19 protein-coding genes are annotated in these 17,712 nt (G+C 45.2%); 12 read left to right on the plus strand and 7 right to left on the minus strand.

All coding sequences use genetic code 11. The annotated features are described in order from the left end of the window. From F551_RS0111310 to F551_RS0111325, 4 genes are all read right to left on the minus strand, one after another. Window positions 1–1,169, minus strand: a 1,169-nt coding sequence (locus F551_RS0111310; protein WP_018997620.1) for a nucleoside hydrolase, incomplete at its 3' end; no start/stop codon positions are given. 212 nt (window positions 1,170–1,381) lie between these two features. Further along, complete coding sequence (locus F551_RS0111315) at window positions 1,382–2,557, minus strand: serine hydrolase domain-containing protein (protein WP_018997621.1); 1,176 nt, start codon at window positions 2,555–2,557, stop codon at window positions 1,382–1,384. Window positions 2,558–2,626: 69 nt separating this feature from the next. Further along, window positions 2,627–3,502 carry a bifunctional hydroxymethylpyrimidine kinase/phosphomethylpyrimidine kinase gene (locus F551_RS0111320; protein ID WP_018997622.1) on the minus strand — a complete coding sequence of 292 codons (876 nt, stop codon included), beginning with the start codon at window positions 3,500–3,502 and terminating at the stop codon, window positions 2,627–2,629. Beyond that, window positions 3,499–3,975, minus strand: coding sequence for a GNAT family N-acetyltransferase (locus tag F551_RS0111325; protein WP_018997623.1), 477 nt, complete (start codon window positions 3,973–3,975; stop codon window positions 3,499–3,501). Before F551_RS0111325 ends, F551_RS0111320 begins: the two co-directional genes overlap by 4 nt. A gap of 160 nt (window positions 3,976–4,135) precedes the next feature. Between F551_RS0111325 and F551_RS0111330 the strand changes: the two genes are divergently transcribed. From F551_RS0111330 to F551_RS0111345, 4 genes are all read left to right on the plus strand, one after another. Continuing rightward, the gene (locus F551_RS0111330) at window positions 4,136–5,029 is read left to right on the plus strand and encodes an HpcH/HpaI aldolase/citrate lyase family protein (protein ID WP_018997624.1); all 894 of its coding nucleotides are present in this window, start codon (window positions 4,136–4,138) and stop codon (window positions 5,027–5,029) included. Window positions 5,030–5,103: 74 nt separating this feature from the next. Beyond that, window positions 5,104–5,451 carry an ArsC/Spx/MgsR family protein gene (locus F551_RS0111335; protein ID WP_018997625.1) on the plus strand — a complete coding sequence of 116 codons (348 nt, stop codon included), beginning with the start codon at window positions 5,104–5,106 and terminating at the stop codon, window positions 5,449–5,451. Window positions 5,452–5,517: 66 nt separating this feature from the next. Next, window positions 5,518–6,615 (plus strand): MaoC family dehydratase, encoded by a 1,098-nt coding sequence (locus F551_RS0111340; protein WP_051089170.1) that lies wholly within the window; start codon window positions 5,518–5,520, stop codon window positions 6,613–6,615. Between the two features lie 94 nt (window positions 6,616–6,709). Continuing rightward, window positions 6,710–7,129 (plus strand): hypothetical protein, encoded by a 420-nt coding sequence (locus F551_RS0111345; protein WP_018997627.1) that lies wholly within the window; start codon window positions 6,710–6,712, stop codon window positions 7,127–7,129. On the opposite strand, the gene F551_RS0111350 is transcribed toward F551_RS0111345, so the two are convergent. Beyond that, the gene (locus F551_RS0111350) at window positions 7,126–8,124 is read right to left on the minus strand and encodes a hypothetical protein (protein WP_018997628.1); all 999 of its coding nucleotides are present in this window, start codon (window positions 8,122–8,124) and stop codon (window positions 7,126–7,128) included. The two genes, F551_RS0111345 and F551_RS0111350, sit on opposite strands and share 4 nt — an antisense overlap. A 153-nt stretch (window positions 8,125–8,277) precedes the next feature. On the opposite strand from F551_RS0111350, the gene F551_RS0111355 reads away from it, so the two are divergent. After that, the gene (locus tag F551_RS0111355) at window positions 8,278–8,859 is read left to right on the plus strand and encodes a thymidine kinase (protein WP_018997629.1); all 582 of its coding nucleotides are present in this window, start codon (window positions 8,278–8,280) and stop codon (window positions 8,857–8,859) included. Here the strand turns inward: F551_RS0111355 and F551_RS0111360 are convergent. Both F551_RS0111360 and F551_RS0111365 read right to left on the minus strand, forming a co-directional pair. Then, window positions 8,854–9,516 (minus strand): hypothetical protein, encoded by a 663-nt coding sequence (locus F551_RS0111360; RefSeq protein ID WP_018997630.1) that lies wholly within the window; start codon window positions 9,514–9,516, stop codon window positions 8,854–8,856. The genes F551_RS0111355 and F551_RS0111360 overlap by 6 nt on opposite strands. Window positions 9,517–9,529: 13 nt before the next feature. Beyond that, complete coding sequence (locus tag F551_RS0111365) at window positions 9,530–10,444, minus strand: hypothetical protein (RefSeq protein ID WP_018997631.1); 915 nt, start codon at window positions 10,442–10,444, stop codon at window positions 9,530–9,532. Window positions 10,445–10,627: 183 nt separating this feature from the next. Here F551_RS0111365 and F551_RS0111370 point away from each other — a divergent pair, with 183 nt between their 5' ends. From F551_RS0111370 to F551_RS0111400, 7 genes are all read left to right on the plus strand, one after another. After that, the gene (locus tag F551_RS0111370) at window positions 10,628–11,059 is read left to right on the plus strand and encodes a VanZ family protein (protein WP_018997632.1); all 432 of its coding nucleotides are present in this window, start codon (window positions 10,628–10,630) and stop codon (window positions 11,057–11,059) included. Between the two features lie 99 nt (window positions 11,060–11,158). After that, window positions 11,159–12,496 carry a macro domain-containing protein gene (locus tag F551_RS0111375; protein WP_018997633.1) on the plus strand — a complete coding sequence of 446 codons (1,338 nt, stop codon included), beginning with the start codon at window positions 11,159–11,161 and terminating at the stop codon, window positions 12,494–12,496. Next, a complete protein-coding gene (locus F551_RS0111380) occupies window positions 12,496–15,408 on the plus strand; it encodes a patatin-like phospholipase family protein (protein WP_018997634.1) in 2,913 nt (970 codons plus the stop codon). The genes F551_RS0111375 and F551_RS0111380 overlap by 1 nt, the downstream gene beginning before the upstream one ends. Before the next feature lie 91 nt (window positions 15,409–15,499). Continuing rightward, window positions 15,500–15,862 (plus strand): DUF962 domain-containing protein, encoded by a 363-nt coding sequence (locus F551_RS0111385; protein ID WP_018997635.1) that lies wholly within the window; start codon window positions 15,500–15,502, stop codon window positions 15,860–15,862. A 123-nt stretch (window positions 15,863–15,985) separates the two neighbouring features. Beyond that, on the plus strand, window positions 15,986–16,249 hold the full coding sequence (locus F551_RS0111390) for a CBU_0592 family membrane protein (RefSeq protein WP_018997636.1): 264 nt from the start codon (window positions 15,986–15,988) through the stop codon (window positions 16,247–16,249). Further along, on the plus strand, window positions 16,242–16,961 hold the full coding sequence (locus F551_RS0111395; RefSeq protein ID WP_018997637.1) for a type 1 glutamine amidotransferase: 720 nt from the start codon (window positions 16,242–16,244) through the stop codon (window positions 16,959–16,961). The genes F551_RS0111390 and F551_RS0111395 overlap by 8 nt, the downstream gene beginning before the upstream one ends. After that, a complete protein-coding gene (locus tag F551_RS0111400; RefSeq protein WP_155825963.1) occupies window positions 16,958–17,698 on the plus strand; it encodes a hypothetical protein in 741 nt (246 codons plus the stop codon). The genes F551_RS0111395 and F551_RS0111400 overlap by 4 nt, the downstream gene beginning before the upstream one ends. Window positions 17,699–17,712: the final 14 nt, after the last annotated feature.

Raw genomic sequence — 17,712 nt, forward strand, 5'->3', positions numbered from 1 at the left:
ATTGCTGCCCACCCAGTCAATGAAGTTACTGGGTCCCATTCTCCATACCCAATATCATCAGCTTCAAAAGAACCATTCTGCAATAAGTTCTCACCTACAATTAACTCATAATCCATTGCTTGAGAAATAATAGCCTCATACTCTTCCAGAGGACGCGTCAAAGTCACATAAGAGTGATTTTCATGGTTCGAATTAAGGGTGTTAGACAGCCATTGTGTGGAATGCTGATTTTCATCAGTACTAGAGTTATCCAAACTCATATACCCATATGAATTAACGTTAAAATATTCAGGATATTTTTCTGTTCCAATCATCACACAAAGTAAATCCCAACTAGGCCGCCCCACCTCTAACACTGGTCCTGCACTTCCGTTGGTGCTACTACCATTGGGGAAATATTGGCGGTTTGCTGAAGTAGGAAAGGTTCGATATGCTTCTCTAACCGGATTTAGAGACGTATTGTTTGCTAAAACTTGTCCTGTATTAATCGGGCCCCCGACATAGAACGTTGAAAAAAGCATCGGAGCAGGAAAATCATTTAAAACATTTAAAGAAGTTTCAGAACTCCCCCATCTGGTAAGGTTATATGGTCTTTGCAAGTAGTTAATACTTCCTCCACCTACAACCAATCGTTTAACCTTATCTTCAACAAGCTGATATCCCTCAGGGTCATCAATTAACGCTGATACATTTTGAAGATGCCCAACCGAAATAATCACCACATCGTCGTGAGCTGTCAAAAGTTCTTTATATAAAGAGACTGGATCCTGCACATCAGCGTGGTTTCTAGATCTAACATTGTGCGGGTATGTCGATGTATTATCATCAAGTGCCTCATACATCATGGCATCTGTGCGCCCTACGGAAGATCCTTTGTATGCTCCTAACTTGACATCAGATGTATCAGGTCTATCAAAATACGTATTTATTGCATCAACAACCCCTACAGATGCGTCTGCACTACTATTAGTGATCACAGCCAACAACTCAATATCGCCCTGATCAGCGTAATAGTGGAGCATTGCTAGCGCACCAGCGTCATCACAGTCCCCTTCCATGTCGGTCTCAAAAATTACTTTTATTGGATCAGCGAATGCTCCGGTGCTTAGAGTGATCGCACTTAACGCTATTACAGGTATCTTGGATATTGAATTTAAAAGATTTTTCATGTTGTCCTCTTGCTGTAATGGGAGGAATGATCAATCTTTGAAAAGTTACTACCCCCCCCGGGCAGGTATTATCTTAGTATACTGTTTTCTTAATTGACAACAGATGATTATCTTAAACCCACAATAGTTTTTGGCATTGTGCTATCAAATCATTTCACTGGTTCCATGAGGAGGGTTTAAATGAAATTAACTGTGGGCACATTAACTAGCCCCTACAAACACCCATACAGTGCGGCGATGAGGCGTTGGGCGCGTTCGTCGGTTTGCAATTGGTTGGACTGACGGTTCATCACATAAGCAGCAGATAGATTGCGGTCTGGATCACCAAAGCCCATTGAACCGCCCCAGCCAGCATGGCCTAGCGTATTGGTGTTTGGCCCGTAGATGCGATTATTGTTGCGCATGACACCTGCTGCAAATTCAATTTCATACGGCAAAACGCGGTCTTGGCCTTTGCAGCGGCGCTTTGAAAACTCAGAGAACTGCCCATCTGCACTGATGATGTTGTTCTCGCCAATTTTGCCGCCATTAGCAAAAGCAGAATAGAGGCGTGCAACAGCTTTGGCTGTTCCATGACCATTGGCGGAAGGAATTTCCATTGTGCGCCATTCTGGTCCACCGCGATTAGGCGCTGCCCATTTAGTTAGGAATGCCGTTTTACGAAATTCATTCATATCGCCAAGTTCTGGCGGTTTGGTCGGGCGCACGATATCAGCAATACGATCATGTTCACCTACAGGTGTTCCAATCCAGAAATCTATGATTTCGCGTTCGGGATCAGCGCCATCTGCATTGGTGATTTTGTTTTTGAGCTGTGTGCCAAGCGAGGCCCCTGAGACGCGCCAGATAAGTTCTGCAACTAAGTAACCCCAAGTGAGTGGGTGATAGCCTGAGCCTTCACCTGCGGGCCACATTGGCGCGGTGTTAGCAAGTTTATCAGCAAGCCCATGACTATCAAACCACAATTCAGGTTCGATTGGTTCGACGAAACCGGGAAGGCCAGCTTGGTGAGATAGCATTTCACCAATTGTGACTGCTTCTTTTCCGTGAGCTGCAAATTCTGGCCAAACTTGAGCTACAGGCACATCATATGGATTTTCCAAATGATTGAAGATTTCCATGCAGACGGTCATGGCAGCGATTGGCTTAGTCGTAGAATAGACTGGAACGAGTGTGTCCTCTGTCCAAGGATCTGTTTTACGCCGATCTTTCCAACCACCGGTCAGATTAACGACCAGTTCATCATCAATATAGGCGGCAAACCCAGCTCCCAGTTCTTGAAGATCGGAAGGGGAAGCTTCACCCAATTTTTCGGCAAAATTTTGTTCGAATGCGTCCTGAACGGCTTCAAAGCCTGGCGCAACATATCCAGAAATATTGTCAGTCATAAAGCTTCGGTAATCTCAAATGCGCCTGCGTCAAGTGTTTTTCAAATTGAAGACGTATTTCAATGAAAATTAGTGCAGATGTGTTGTTTGAATGCGCGGCGGCGTACGAATTAATTGAGCACTAGAAGCTATAGGTAAGTCTTTTAGGTTTTGCGTCACTGCTGCTTCAATTATGGCCGATGTACCACCGACGGCCTTCATCATTGCTTCTTTGCATTCATAATTTTCACTAAGGTAGGCAGAGAGCAATAAGGTCGCCAAATCGCCAGTTCCATGCGGGATGTAGCCATTTAGTCTTGGTGTTTCGCAAAACCACGCTGAGTTATGTTCTTTTTCGATGTAGAGTGAGCCCAAGCCAATTTCGGATGGTACGGATGTTATCATAGCGTCACATGGCAGAGATTGAGCTGCCTTCCAGACATGTTCGGCAGTTTGCAATGAGTGAATATCTGTACGCGTGAGGTAGGCAAATTCCCATAGATTGGGCGTGATGACATCTGCTCGTTTTATCAAATCCTGACGGATAGCATTGGCTGTGTCTTCTCGAATATACAACCCTGTATCTCTATCTCCCATAATTGGGTCGACAATAATTTTAGCTTTTGTCGGCGGTAGCCAAGGCTTGGTTTCTGGGCGCTTGGATGCGCGGACTTTGTCTATTGTTTCTGCTGCAACATGAACTTGTTCGGGTGAAGCAAAATAACCTGTTATCAAACCATTGCACTTATCATAATCGCCGTGCGCTTCAATGCCTTCCAGCATCGAAGCAAGCCTGTCAGCGGGCACGGCGCTTCCTCCGGGTGAACCTAGTCCCGGATGTCTGCCAAGTAGTGTTGTGGGTGCCAATGCGCAATCAATTCCTAGGTGGGCCAGTGTAGCGGGCGCGATTGATCCGCCTACACTTGATGTCGCCACGAATGACGAGATAACCAGAATTTGCGTCATATAAGATCCTTGCGCACATTGAAGTTTGTCAGTTCCACACCATTCGCGATGGGGAATTGTCTTTTCAATACTTTATACCCTCTTTTTTCGAAAAAGGGGCGTGCGACAAAACTCACATCTGAAGTTATCGATTTTACACCCTGAGCTTCAGCAAATGTCTCTAGCGTTGCGTAAGTCTGCGAGGCCGCACCTCTACCTTTTGTGCGAGGGTGAGCATAGGCAAAATCAAGATAGTGTTCTTGTGTCAGCGTCATGAGAGCCGCCATGCCCTCAGGATCAGATGCAATGAAAAAGAGTTGGTCTGCAAAGCGTTGTTTTGCGCGATCACCAGCATAGGGTTCTGGTGCCCATGCTTTTATTTGTTCGTCTGAATAGTGCGTATGAGCCAGGCCGTGAATGCTGTCATAGATTAGCTGTCCAGCGGCGTCCAAGTCTACTTCTTCGGCCGGCATGATACTGATGTCGAATGTCATTATTTGCCCCGTATTTTATTATTTTTATCGGGCGATACTAATGTAAAATTACCTAGAGGAATAGGGGTGCATGGTTAACGTAAAAAATATCACTTGCTGCACTGCACAATTTTCTGTTAGCCTGTAAAAATAATAATATGCCAAGTTACGGGATACAAAAATGTCAGCACAATCGATGAAATCACGCCCACGTCGTTCCTGTCTTTATATGCCGGGTGCCAATGAGCGCGCTCTTGAGAAAGCAAAATCGATTGCTGCTGATACTCTTCTTCTAGATCTGGAAGATGCGGTCGCACCTGATGCAAAAGTTGAAGCGCGCGACCGTGTGTGTGAAGCGGTTAAAGCAGGTGGATATGGTAAGCGTGAAATCATCATCCGCATGAATGGTTTGGATACACAATGGGGTGCGGAAGACTTAGAAGCGGCGGTAGCAGCGGGACCAAATGGGATATTGGCACCCAAAGTCTCTTCAGCTGCCGAAGTACACGCCCTTGATGAAGCTCTCACAAAAGCTGGAGCAAGTGCAGACTTTTCGCTTTGGATAATGATTGAGACTCCGCTTTCTATTCTTAACCTTCACGAGATTTCTGCGTGTGCATCTACAACTCGTTTGACGACATTTGTTATGGGGACAAATGATTTGGCTAAAGATATGCGGGCTATGATGACACCTGATCGCATAGCGTTTCAGACGCAGCTTACAATGGCAGTAACAGCAGCACGTGCATATGGCATAACAGCGATTGATGGGGTCTTTAACGACATTAAGAATAGTGAGGGCTTTGAAGCTGAATGTCAGCAGGGCCGCGTCATGGGGTTTGATGGAAAAACACTGATCCACCCAGCGCAAGTAGAGACATGTAATACTGTCTTCTCGCCCTCTGAAGCAGATGTTGCTCAAGCGCAGGACGTCATCGCAGCATTCGCTGACCCTGAAAATGCTGGTAAAGGTGTGCTTAAAGTCAACGGGAAAATGACTGAAATCTTACACCTTGAAGAAGCAAAAAGACTTATTGAGATGGAAAAAGCCATTCAATCGCTAATCGAGGGCTAGCATGTTATAAAAGCTGCGTTAATTTGCCGGTCTGATTTGCCGGCACAATGCCGCTTAACTGTATGAGATTGCTTATGACCTATATTCTTTTGACAAACCCAGCATGCTCCACTTGCCGCAATGGCCTAGCGCTTCTTCAAGAGAAGGGCATAGAGCCAACATTACGCAAATATATGAATGCAACTGAACAATTGTCTGAAGAAGAGCTGCGCGACATTGCTAAAAAGCTTGGCAATGTGCGTCCGCATGATTTCTCACGTCCCAAAAACATTTCTGCTGAAGGCCTCGATCCAGAGATGAGCGATGATGAGCTTTTTGCAGCAATGGCAAACAATCCGAAATTTATTCAGCGTCCGATTTTGATCAAAGGTGATGAAGCTCGCCTAGGTCGTCCAATCGAGAAAATGCTGGAACTACTTTAATTCAACATCGTCAGTGATTTATCTGACGTTAGGAGAAAACACATGAACCAATCTCTCAAAGATGCAATGGCTGGAGCATTCGGGCAGGAGCTTGTCGATAAGGCAGATGCAAAGTCCAAAGTGAAGGCAAATGCTGGAAACTTCTTTGAAGATTTTTATGTGGGTATGAATATTGTTCATGCCACGCCCAAGACAGTGACTGAAGGTGATGTTGCTCTTTATACAGGGCTTACAGGTAGCCGTTATGCGCTTTTCTCTTCTGATCGTTTTGCACAGGATATCGGGTTGGAAGCTGCTCCGGTTGACCCACTTTTGGCTTTTCACGTTGTTTTCGGGAAGACAGTTCCAGATATTTCATTGAATGCAGTGGCCAATCTTGGCTATGCGGATGGTCGATTTGGCGTTCCGGTATTTCCAGGTGATACACTTTGTTCTCTCTCCGAAGTCATTGGTATTAAAGAAAATTCCAATGGAAAAACGGGCGTTGTCTACGTGCGTACAACTGGATTCAATCAAAATGATGAAGTTGTATTATCTTATGTAAGATGGGTGATGGTCAAGAAACGTGACGTGAATTCACCGGCACCAGACACAGTGATTCCCGACCTCCCCGAAGCTGTAAAAGGGGAAGATTTATACGCGCCAATGATGGATGCAGAAGATTGGCAATATGATCTAGCAGGTAGCCCGCATTCTTATGAAGATTATGAGGTTGGTGAAAAGATAGACCACTGTGATGCATTCACTGTGGAAGAAGCCGAACATCAGATTGCAACACGTCTTTATCAGAACACAGCTAAAGTTCATTTCAATCAGCATGAGCAAGCTCAAGGGCGCTTTGGCAAGCGTTTGATTTATGGTGGTGTAGCCATATCAATGGCGCGTTCAATTGCGTTTAACGGTCTCGCCAATGCGGCTCAGATTTTGGGTATTAATTCTGGTGCGCACGTGAATCCTCTTTTTGCAGGTGACACGGTTTATGCTTGGTCTGAGGTCATTGAGAAGGCAGATATTTCTCAAGGTTTTGGTGCGCTGCGTTTACGTCTAGTCGCGACCAAAGACCTACCTTGTGCAGACTTCCCGTATAAAGGGGAAGATGGCAAATATCTGGAAAATGTCATTCTTGATTTTGACTATTGGGCGGCCATTCCAAAACGAGGCTAATCTTAGATAAATTCTCTATTCTCTTGATTGCTAAGCGATTGATCCCAAGGTTAGTGTGGTCAATCGCTTTTTGCTTTTTAAGCCCGAGGTCTACATGGATTCATTTACGATCGCTGCTATCGCCATTGCGATTATATTATCTGCAATTGTTCGGATAATCCGCACTGATGCAGCTTGGAAAGCTGTAGATGAAAACTATGCAGGGGCAGATCATTTGCGCGATCTAACGGGCATTGTGCAGCGTTCAGCGCTTCAAGATGTATTTGGGCCGCCGACGGTGGAGGGCATATTCCATGTTCCACGTAGCCTGGTGGAACAGGAACGACGCTTGACCGGTCACCTTATGGGTAACCTGCAGCTCGATGGCATCTCCATTGCCGTTGGGCTGGTGGCGTTGGTCTGGCGACCCTATGGTAGTATTGGTGATCTATTGAACATGTTTGTGTTCTTTGCGTTGATTTATCAATTGGCAGGTTGGGGCGCTACCTCACTTTTAATGAAAGAAAAGGGTTAGTCCGCTTTCTGGGCGTGCTCTTTTTGCCAGCGATCAAATCGCGTAATTCCAAATGCTGCTCCCAGCATGGTTGCGCCCGCAACAACCAAGACCAAAGGTTCTGCACCCAATGTTTCAAATAATTGAGTGTAGAAATGGATTGCGAGGAAAGTGACAGCGGTGTTCGCAAGAAAACGTCTATGATCTTTCGTGCCTAGCCAAATACAAACACCCAGGAAGATCGCCCAGCCAATTGAAAATATCGCTTCATGAATGAAAATAGCTTGATCTCGCCAAGCTCTGGTTGCTTCCCAGCCATCTTCTGAAACCCATAATTCGCCAACATAATCTCCCCAGAGTGATCCAACCCAAAATCCAAAATTGACCATGAAAAAGGATACCCGCGCAGCGATTGTAACAACGCCATGCCATGCGGCGGTTAGTTTTTCTCGATAGAAATAAAGTCCTGCAGCAATGGCTGAGAATAGAAGAACAGTGACCGTTGTTTCGCGAACAAATATTCCATAGCTCGCGTGCCAATATGCGGTTCCTGAGCCAATGAGAGACCCTATTGAAAGAGGAACCAAAGCTGCCAGAAATGATTGCTTGAAATAGGCGGCACCCCACGAAAATAGAATGAGTGCTACGATTTGTGGCAGCCAATTCATTGTATTTGGCCATGTTTCCTGAACCTGCCAAGCGGTCCATCCTGCAAGTCCCAAACAGCCCATCACAATGAGGCCATGAGAAAGTATGCGCCACTCTTCTGTTTTTATTTGAAAGAGATAAAAACCCGCCCCAAGAGCAGTTGCAGCAAGTATCAGCCCTACAGCTGGGGAGGGTTGAAGACTAATGACGCCAGTGGAAACTGCAATAGCGCCCAAAATCATAAAGAGGTTGGCAAATAATCCAGCGCGTTTTTTTGAGTCACTTAAACTTAAAAAGTGATCTGCCTCTTCTTGTGTGATTTTTCCATCACTGAGGAGTTGTTCAAGATCCAGCGTTATTTTTGTCATGACACTTCTCCTCAATCTCTCATAATTTAGCCAGCTGATCTAACATTGTGCAAGCTTATGTGGGGATTTGACTGTCGACAACTTTGTTTCCATTGGCATTGTATGCAGAGCGTCGTTACACTCGCCTGATTCTTCAATTTGAAACGATGAGTTATGGCCAAGCTTTATTTTCATTATGCTGCGATGAATGCAGGTAAATCCACGCTTTTATTGCAAGCTGCTCACAACTATGAAGAGCAGGGAATGCGCACTTTGTTGATGACATCATCATTGTATGCTGATGATGAAAACGGCGCGATATCCTCTCGCTTAGGTGTAGGGGCTGATGCAACTCTTTTAGATCGCAATAGCGATGTAATGAACATTGTGAAAAATGAACTATTAGAGGCTAAATTAGATTGTATCTTTATTGATGAGGCGCAATTCCTAACCAAAGATCAGGTTTGGCAATGTGCAAGGATTGCGGACCATCTCGGCATACCGGTTATGTGTTATGGCCTACGTACTGACTTTAAGGGTGAACTTTTTGAAGGTTCAGCTCAACTGTTGGCCATCGCAGATCATTTAAGAGAAATCCGTACAATCTGTTGGTGTGGAGCCAAGGCAACAATGGTTGTTCGTAAAAGTGCAGAAGGTAGCACTTTGGCTGAAGGTGAGCAGGTGGATATCGAAAAATCTGTTTACGTATCTCTTTGCCGAAAGCACTGGGATGAAGAGATGAGCCGCGTGCTATAGAAACCAGACCGCCCAAGTCAGAGTAGCGGAATATGCAACCAGCAGAAAAATAGCGCGACCAATGGCCAATCCGGCATGAGTGCGAACGATCGGTACACTGGCGGTGGCGGCAACTTTCGAAATCGCGTCAGCAATTTGCTCAGAAATATCTTCTTGAGAATAACGTGAAAGGGCGATCCAGTATTTCACTTTTGGATCTTTAGTTTCATCCATCACCTGTTCATAAGCTTGATCAAATACATTTGCAGCCACCATTTCGCGGAGGGCTTGAAACAAATTCCATTCATGTTGACGGCTTAGCATCCACAATTGCTTGGCAGTTGGATAAATCGCCCAAGCATCTCTGATGAGGAATAGAATTAATGCAAATGAAATGATGTATCTGAGTGCGTCGCGTTCGAATATGCCTAAAAAATATAGAACAACTAAAATAGCAATGAAGGTGGCTTTAAACACGAGATTGCGTGTGAACGCGATCAATTGTTCACTGACAATAGTTTTGACCTGATGATCCAGATCGCGGATCGCTATATCTTGCGCTTCGATAATTTTAGCATCGATCTTCTTTTCAATTGTTTTGTCCAATTGATTACGGGCAAGGGCAGCTCCACCCGATAAAGCTGCAGCAGCTATTCCAATGACACGAAAGATCGACATTCAGGCCTGTGTTTTATTTCTTAGTTTTTGCGTCAGCATTACACTCGATAACTTCATTATACAAAGGGTTTCGAGGTGCCAATTGTTGCGCTTTCGTTTGGGACTTTAGAGAGTCCTCACATTTTCCCAATGTGGCGGAGACCAAAGCGGTGTTGAATTGGAAATTCGGGTTGTTGGCGTCTTTCTCAAGAGCTGATTTGCAAAAAGGGAGACCTTTTTCAGCGCGTCCCATTCGAGAGAGAAGCAAACAATGACTGCTCAAGAATAGGGGGTTATCGGGTTGGGCAGCGACGACTTTGGCTGAATAAATCAATGCAGCATCAAATTCTTCTATGTTAGCCAAAACGCCTGCTCGTCTCGCGGCATCCATTAGAGAACTTAGAGGAATTGATTGATAGCGTTTTAAAACATCATTTGCTTCTGGTGTGTTTAAATAAGCCGTTACTGGAACTAACACCTCTAAAAGAGGTTCAAGCAATTCATTATCTAATTCGATTTGAGTGACGCCACCTAGCTTACCCGACTTCACCCAATCATATGAAAATTTGGCATGGTTTTTCGCTTTGGTATCAGCGCCGATGCGCCAATATGTGCTGGCGCGTAGGGCATGGGCGAACGCATCTAGCTGTTTGGCTCCCCCATCTGCAGGTGTACTGAGATCAAAAAAACGTGCAGCTGATTGAAAATCACCATTATAGTAGGCTTGGCTTCCCAGATTTGAGTATGCAAGCATTGATGCTTCGCTTCCTGGATCAGCTTCTGAAGCGCAGGCTATCCATTTCATGGAATTCTCGAAAGCTTCTAAGCAAGATTGTGGCACGCCAATATCGGTTTTATTTGACTTTGATTGAGCCAGCGCAAGGCTTGCACTTGTTATGGTTGCAAAAAAAGCTATCGCAAACGAGCAGCGTTTTAATATTGCAGCCATTCAAACTCTCCAATCTTCTTAGCGATTTCGATTACCATGATATCGATCAAATGCGACGATTTCAGGTGCATTGTCAGCATATGATAATCCAAACGGGCGAAATTGTGTTCATAGCTGCTATTCATTTACAATTTTATTGGCGACGTTCACAAAAAAATCAAATTTCACATGTCATAAGGCGGCATGTCTTTTTCTACACAAACATTACCGCAGTTTTTGCTATTTGCCGCTGGAACAGTTTTTGGTGGCCTGGTCGCTTTTTTCACTTGGGGAATGCTAACTCCGGGGGATCCGTCTGCGCGATTCTTGCCGTTTGATTTGCCCTATGAGGACAAGATATTGCACTTTGTCGCGTTTGGTATGATGGCAATCCCTGCAGGCGTTGTGTTGCCACGTCGATACCTTGGTTTCATATGTATGAGCCTAGTCGCGCTCGCGGCGGGGATGGAATTTGCTCAAGGTGCTGGCGGAGCTGGCCGCGAGGCTTCGATAAAAGACTTTATCGCAAGCGCAGCAGGTGCAGCAATGGCATGTTTGTTCGTTTTGTTTGCGCGTCGAGCTTATGGCAGGCGGCGAGATGGACAATTAGAAACAGTTTCATCTGCTGCTGAATAGCTATTCCTACACAACAGTAATAATTTTATATTCTTGTTTGTCCTGCTATCATGGTTAATATGGTCTGAGTATCGTAGAAACCGTTAGGTTGGTGGGACCATGACTGACGACAAGCAGACGCATGCTGGCTTAGTAAGCCTTGATCCTGAAAACGTAGATGTTGTGCTGATTGCGCCCTTTGAAGAGGCAGGGCGTCGAGAGTTCGATAAATTCCTAGATGAAGTGATTGGGCCCGCAGTCATAAGAGTGGAAGAGCGTACTAAAAGACAGGTGCACGCTGTTGTTCTCAATGATTTATTAGAAGACAGCGTCTTTGAGCACGATTACATATATCGCCTACTGCATTTGGCAGATATTGTATTAGCTGACTTGAGTGCTGTGAATGGTGCTTTAGACGCGCAAGTACTTTCAGCGTTTTCCATCCGTCAGTCTTTAACGTCTAAACCGGCTCTACCATTCACACGCGACGAAACGCCTATCGACTATCCTTTCAATGTGGGAGGAATGGTTCTCAATGTTGCGTCGGAGCATGGAAGAGATAGCGCGCAAGCATTATTTTACTCAGAAATATTGGCAGCGTTTGAGGGTAAGCCAACGCGCAAATATATCAGCCATGTGTTTTCCAGTTTAACTGCGCTCAGAACGGATTTACGAGGTTCGCCTAATAGCAAAGGTAGAAAGCCTGTTTACGAGGCGATTAACTATCAACCGCGTCATAACCGAAAAGACATTCAGTTGCCGCGTTTTGAAGTCGCTGTTGGCGATATGCGCGAAGTGAAACATGTGGATGTCTGGATCAATCCAGAAAACACTCACATGGAGATGGCGCGAGTGTTCGATACATCCATTTCTGGCATTATCCGGCATATGTCTTCGGGCTGGTCGCATGGCGGTAAACGTTCAGACGATTTTATCCGCCGTAAACTCGCAGAGGCGCTAAAGGGAGAAGAAATAGCGCCAGGTGGAGCTTTAATGACGGCTTGTAAAGGGCAATTAAAAGCCGAGCATTTTGTGAAGAAAGTCGTTCATGTCGCAGCTGTTTCAGCAAATGGTGATGAGCCTGGCTGCGGTTATATGGCGGTCAATGATGTGGGTATCTGTATCAAAAATGCTTTGGAAAAGGTTCAAGATTATAATCTCAGCTGGATGGGAAGTGGTCATAATAGGTTAGCGAGTGTTGTGACTCCCTTATTAGGTGTGGGTTCTAATCCAGAACTAGCTTATGAGAATGTATTCTCTTTGCTAACGCATGCGGCGCAATTCTTTGATACTAACCCAGACTCAATGATAGATCGCTTTGTCGTGTTGGCGTATTCGATGGAGGATCGTCGCCTAATCAACAAGGCGCTAAAACGCATTCCGCAGCTCAGCAATAAAATAGATGCTGTACCCAATATGACAAATCAAACGGATACAAATTCATCGGGAGAAAACTGATGAGTGTAGAGTTTGAAAAGAAATTGGAAACTTCAAAAGTAGACGCGATTACTTCCGTCAGCCCAAAGCAGCGAAAGAAAGTAGCGCGGGCACGACGAGCAGCAGCGATCGCTGAAAAGGATCTTGGGTTTGACCAAGAACGTTCGACATATTGGAGCCGCTGGCTAACAATCTGGAATGTCATCAGGCCCATATGGCCTTTGTTTGTTGCAAATTTATTCGTCTGTGCAGTGGCGTTCGGAACTGATCAGGGGCGTGAAGCCGCGAAATTTGCTATGACGTATTCAGGGCAGTTTGCGTTTTTGCGTCCAATTTCTACGGCTCTCGCACTGACTTGGTTTGCCATATCCATCCATGAAGTTTGCTTGCGAGCAATTACTAGGGACTACCCTTTTTCTTCCAGAGCGAACCCTTTATTGAAGCTGCGGTTTTCTATTTCCACTATTGCCGCGTTGATCACACCATTGGTGTTTTTCATATTTTACGTGAACACATTGGTTGATGTGGCAGGGCGTGACCCGTTGATAATGCAGGGGATACCATTTGACGGTTTTTTGTTTGCAGGAAAACACCTCAATATTGTGCTGATCACTTTGGTTATCGCTATTGCAGTGTCAGCGACCTATGACGGTTTCGGGCACTTTTTTCGTCACAAGATTATACATTTTTCTAGACCGATAGAACGATTTGCACTCAACCTGTTTCCTGTCTTGTTGTGCGTGTTTTTGGGCATGCTTTTATGGAATTATGTTCTTGCGCCAATCGTTTGGTTGCTAGTAGCGATCGTACAAGCTGGAGGAATGATCGAAGAAGCAGCGGGGCGTCAGGCCGCGCGAACCGGCACAATTCTAACCGGCTTATCTTTGATCGTTGCGGGTATTGTTATCAAGAGCGTGCACAAAGTTAGTGTGCGTAGGTATTATACGAATTTCCATCAATTTGTTGTGTTTCGCCAATGGCATAATTGGTTGATGTTCGGTTTGTTGTCAGCGTCTGTGTTGATGGCAGTATTGTTCTTAGTCTGGCCAGGCACGATGGCCGCAATGTTTGGGCCTGTGTTTACATTGCTTGCGAGTGTTGGACTTTTAGCAGGTATATTCACATTTTTGGCGGTTTTAGCGTCGCATTATCACGGTTTCCCAACGATTGTTGCAGTGGTTTTCTTAATGGGACTTGGTCCGATTCTGGGACCAGTGAAGTTCCACAATGTCGCTTTAACCGAGCCAAGTGCGTTACTCGTTAGTCAAACAGGTGAGGCCAAGCCAACCCATACTGATCTACCAAACATGGAAAACGCAGTTAGGCTTTGGCGTGAAAACCGTCCCAGCAATGCTCCTGCTGTTGTTGTGCTTGCAGAAGGCGGCGGTATTCGTGCAGCATTGCACACTGCAAGTCTTTTATCGTGTTTAGACGAGACATTGGGAGGAGAGCTTTACGATAATCTATTCTCTATGTCCGGTGTATCTGGTGGTGCAGTTGGTGTGAGCAGCTATCTAGCAGCGCGTGCAGATGGAATGGCACAGGAGGCACAATATGTGTCGCAAGAAGAATGGTATGAAAAACGCTGTGACTTTGACCTAGAAAAACGCCGTGGGGAATTTGCAGCAACCGAACATATGTCGGCGCGGAATTTGTCTGAATTCTTGCAGGCGGACTTTTTCTCACCAGCATTGGCTGGATTAGTGTTTAGAGACTTTCCGCAAGATATATCCATATTTTGTGTGATGTTTGATTGTGGAATTGCTGACCGAGCAAAATTGTTTGAGGACGCTTTTGTCTCCACATATCGGATGATGGGGGATAGGCGTGGCCGTGTGCAAACAGAGAAAGCATTAGCCCCGGGCTTTGATGGGGATTGGTTTGCAGCGCCGTTTTTAAATGTCGTTGAAGCGGCTAATTTCAATGCAAAAGTATATGATGGTGGTCCGATTGTATTGCTCAATTCATTTGATGCTAAATCGGGGCGACCAGCAGTTGTTTCCAATGTTTCTTTAAAACAGGCATCGAGGACTGGAGAATCTGGCACGAGTGGCAGTGTCTACGGAATGACAAACCTCCTAGAGAAAATGTGTGATGGAGAAAGTATTTCGCTGGCGAGCGCAGCGCATTTATCTGCGAGGTTTCCACTTGTAAGCCCCCCTGGGCGAATTGAACTTGATGGATGTGAAGAGCGTGCTCGCAAACTTGAAGAAACCTCGAATGAGGAAGCGGGAATTGGGCTTTATGTAGACGGTGGCTATTTTGATAACTCTGGTGCCGCATCTTCATTGGCGGCGTTGAAGATTTTGAGAGAGCAAGATCAAATTGAATGCCGCGCTTATATTCAAGCATTGAGAGACGGTTTTACATCGGAGGTGCGTAATTGTATGCGCCCTGTCATAATTCTTCATGTTGTGCATCGCGGGCATGCGGGAGAAGCTAGGGATACACGACTAAGCCCGTTTTATGAGTTCGCGACGCCTGCAGAAGCAGTAATGGCTGCCCGTGGTGTTCACGGAGATGTACCTATTCAACGGTTGTGTGAAGGTGGTGCGGGACGAGTAAATGCACCTGAGGGGTGTCGTCACCTCAATGGGTGGTTGGCTGACGCTGAGCTGGATGTCAGTGAAGAAGAATATGAAAAAACTCTGATCTATGATCCCAAAATTGCGCTTGAGAACTGGGTGGATATTGATCAAAATTCGGGCACGCCTCGTTTGATTTGGCTGCGTTCTCCTTTGCAGTTTGCTGCTGATGTGGATGACATTGGAGTGCGTTTGCCATTGGGGTGGTTGTTGGGTGAAACAGGGCCGACCATCCTCAAACGCGTAGATGCACATGTTGAACGGATGCGTTCTAGTTTGGATTGCTATGTACGTGATGATTATTCACCTGACACTTTATTAACCTGCCAAAACATGGTGTTGCAGTAGAAGGCCGGGTGATCAGACGGAATTGTAAACTAGTTGACGGTTTTACTTTTTGGCCTGCAGTATACTGCCCAAAACATAAGAGGGCAGGAAAATGAGCACAGAAAAACAATTTAAGTCATTTGAAGAATTCTACCCATTTTATTTGGGTGAACATTCCGATCCTAAATGCAGAGCATTCCACTATGTTGGGACTGTGCTGTCGCTCATTGTTTTGGGCCTAGCGATTGCCGTACACCCAGCTTGGATCATAGCAGCTCCTTTTGCTGGATACAGTTTTGCGTGGTTTTCTCATTTTACTATTGAGAAGAATAAGCCTGCTACTTTTACATATCCATTGTGGTCTCTAATGGGAGACTATAAAATGTTCTTTAGCTGGTTGTCGGGGCAATTGCCGGCTCAATTGGAAGCGGCAGGCGTGGCCTCAAACTCAGTGAAGTCCCCAGCGGTAGAGTAAACTGCAAAATCAGATTTTGTTGTTGGTTGATTGCTCGCATTTTAAAATATATGCAATTTTCTACTATTCGTAAGTTTGTAGTGATATGTATTTGCTGCAATTGATGCGATTTAAGGGTAGGTAATGCATTTCAATCCTTCTGACATAATTGGTTCGACAGGCGTCGCACTTCTGCTGCTGGCATTTGCGCTAAATCTGGCTGGAAAGCTGGATCAAAAAGGAATTGTGTATTCTGGAATGAACTTTATTGGTGCCGGGTTAGCTGCCTTGGCATCATGGATGATCAACTACATTCCATTTGTTGTTCTTGAGGGGACTTGGTGCTTGGTATCTTTGCTAGCGCTATTGCGGGCTGGTATTCAGCAGAGGCATTCGGACAGTGACTGATGCCAAGTACAACATATGTATTGTTCAAAATGAAGTACATGAGAACGCAGGCAAAATTCTCATTTGGTTGGAAGAACGAGAACTTTCACATGTTGTCATAACGCCGGATACTTTTAAAAACGGAGATAATGTTCCGGAATTTGAATTGCTTATTATTTTGGGTGGGGCGGTCAATGTACACGAGCGAGAACTTCATCCTTGGCTTTTGCGAGAAATAGCTTTCATCCAAAAATGTTGTGCAGCTCAGATACCCGTGCTTGGCATCTGCCTTGGTAGTCAATTGCTGGCCCATGCCCTTGGTGCCAAAGTTTTTAAGCTGTCAAAAGAAGAAATTGGTTGGCACGGTATTCAGTTTGATCTTCAAAGAATGATTGAAGCTGAATTGCCTGAAAATATGCCACTGCCTGAGACGGTTATGGAATGGCATAGCTACAATTTCGAAATTCCGAGCGAAGCGTTAAGATTGGCCTCCACAACGATGTGTCAGAATCAGGCATTCATAGCTGAAAAGCGATTTGTGGGACTTCAGTTTCATCCCGAATGGACAAGAGAAATTGTGGAGCAGGTCCACAAAAAAGAAGGTTTGGATGCGAGCGATGAAACCATTCAATCGATCGAATTTATTCTGAGTGGTGATTTTGAAAAATCGGACGCTTTTTTATGGTCTTTATTGGATCATTTGTATTCATTAAAAATGGAAATGAAATCATGAAGGTAGCGAGTTATTCTGTAGCGGTTCTGCTATCAACGAGCGTATTGCTTAGTGCCTGTGGCGAGAATGATGGGGCCGTCAGCGCTGTTGAGTCTTCGCAATCTCAAACTGCAGCGGTTCAACAACATGTAGACCACACTCAGCATAGCCGCATGGGCAGCCATGGCATGGCTGTGATTGGTCTGGAAAACTTGTTGGTCTATCATATGGCGTTATATGGACAGCCACATGATCGTCAGATTTTGACACCTGCAGTATTTGCCAATCACGATGACAAAGCGCGATTTCAAGAATGGCGTCAGAGTTATGATGGCATGGTAACCATCTTGCCGGAAAATTTTGATTTAGATCGCCTCGAACTTGCAGCTAAAAATCCCATTACGGAGTTTAAAGCTGATATCTATAAAGGGCACTTTGAGCGTGGTGGTGAAAGGGTGTTTGAGAATATTGAGTTTAAATTGTCTACGCCTGTCCTTCATCTTCCTGTTTCGGAAAATGCGTCACCAGAAATCAGCTATACTTTAGTGAAGCATCTTAGCGATGCTTATTTGGTTCGTGATATTGGGCCTCGTCCGGGTAAAGACTACATTGTTCAAATTTTGGAAGATGCCAATGTCGAGGCCGGTGCCCGATTTAAATTCAACGAGGAGGCAGGAGAATTTATCTCAGCCGAGAATGTTGTGATCCCAGTTGAAAAAGCACAAACAGCCTATTTAGAAACGTCTGATTTTCAATAGAGTTGAAGCATTGC

This window comes from Hirschia maritima DSM 19733 (genome assembly GCF_000378345.1).
GTDB lineage: Bacteria > Pseudomonadota > Alphaproteobacteria > Caulobacterales > Hyphomonadaceae > Hirschia > Hirschia maritima.

What these genes read in the sequence shown, in the direction of transcription:
- F551_RS0111315 (WP_018997621.1), bottom strand. Translation starts at nt 2,557, where the DNA reads ATGACTGACAATATTTCTGGATATGTTGCGCCAGGCTTTGAAGCCGTT.
- F551_RS0111320 (WP_018997622.1), bottom strand. Translation starts at nt 3,502, where the DNA reads ATGACGCAAATTCTGGTTATCTCGTCATTCGTGGCGACATCAAGTGTA.
- F551_RS0111325 (WP_018997623.1), bottom strand. Translation starts at nt 3,975, where the DNA reads ATGACATTCGACATCAGTATCATGCCGGCCGAAGAAGTAGACTTGGAC.
- F551_RS0111330 (WP_018997624.1), top strand. Translation starts at nt 4,136, where the DNA reads ATGTCAGCACAATCGATGAAATCACGCCCACGTCGTTCCTGTCTTTAT.
- F551_RS0111335 (WP_018997625.1), top strand. Translation starts at nt 5,104, where the DNA reads ATGACCTATATTCTTTTGACAAACCCAGCATGCTCCACTTGCCGCAAT.
- F551_RS0111340 (WP_051089170.1), top strand. Translation starts at nt 5,518, where the DNA reads ATGGCTGGAGCATTCGGGCAGGAGCTTGTCGATAAGGCAGATGCAAAG.
- F551_RS0111345 (WP_018997627.1), top strand. Translation starts at nt 6,710, where the DNA reads ATGGATTCATTTACGATCGCTGCTATCGCCATTGCGATTATATTATCT.
- F551_RS0111350 (WP_018997628.1), bottom strand. Translation starts at nt 8,124, where the DNA reads ATGACAAAAATAACGCTGGATCTTGAACAACTCCTCAGTGATGGAAAA.
- F551_RS0111355 (WP_018997629.1), top strand. Translation starts at nt 8,278, where the DNA reads ATGGCCAAGCTTTATTTTCATTATGCTGCGATGAATGCAGGTAAATCC.
- F551_RS0111360 (WP_018997630.1), bottom strand. Translation starts at nt 9,516, where the DNA reads ATGTCGATCTTTCGTGTCATTGGAATAGCTGCTGCAGCTTTATCGGGT.
- F551_RS0111365 (WP_018997631.1), bottom strand. Translation starts at nt 10,444, where the DNA reads ATGGCTGCAATATTAAAACGCTGCTCGTTTGCGATAGCTTTTTTTGCA.
- F551_RS0111370 (WP_018997632.1), top strand. Translation starts at nt 10,628, where the DNA reads ATGTCTTTTTCTACACAAACATTACCGCAGTTTTTGCTATTTGCCGCT.
- F551_RS0111375 (WP_018997633.1), top strand. Translation starts at nt 11,159, where the DNA reads ATGACTGACGACAAGCAGACGCATGCTGGCTTAGTAAGCCTTGATCCT.
- F551_RS0111380 (WP_018997634.1), top strand. Translation starts at nt 12,496, where the DNA reads ATGAGTGTAGAGTTTGAAAAGAAATTGGAAACTTCAAAAGTAGACGCG.
- F551_RS0111385 (WP_018997635.1), top strand. Translation starts at nt 15,500, where the DNA reads ATGAGCACAGAAAAACAATTTAAGTCATTTGAAGAATTCTACCCATTT.
- F551_RS0111390 (WP_018997636.1), top strand. Translation starts at nt 15,986, where the DNA reads ATGCATTTCAATCCTTCTGACATAATTGGTTCGACAGGCGTCGCACTT.
- F551_RS0111400 (WP_155825963.1), top strand. Translation starts at nt 16,958, where the DNA reads ATGAAGGTAGCGAGTTATTCTGTAGCGGTTCTGCTATCAACGAGCGTA.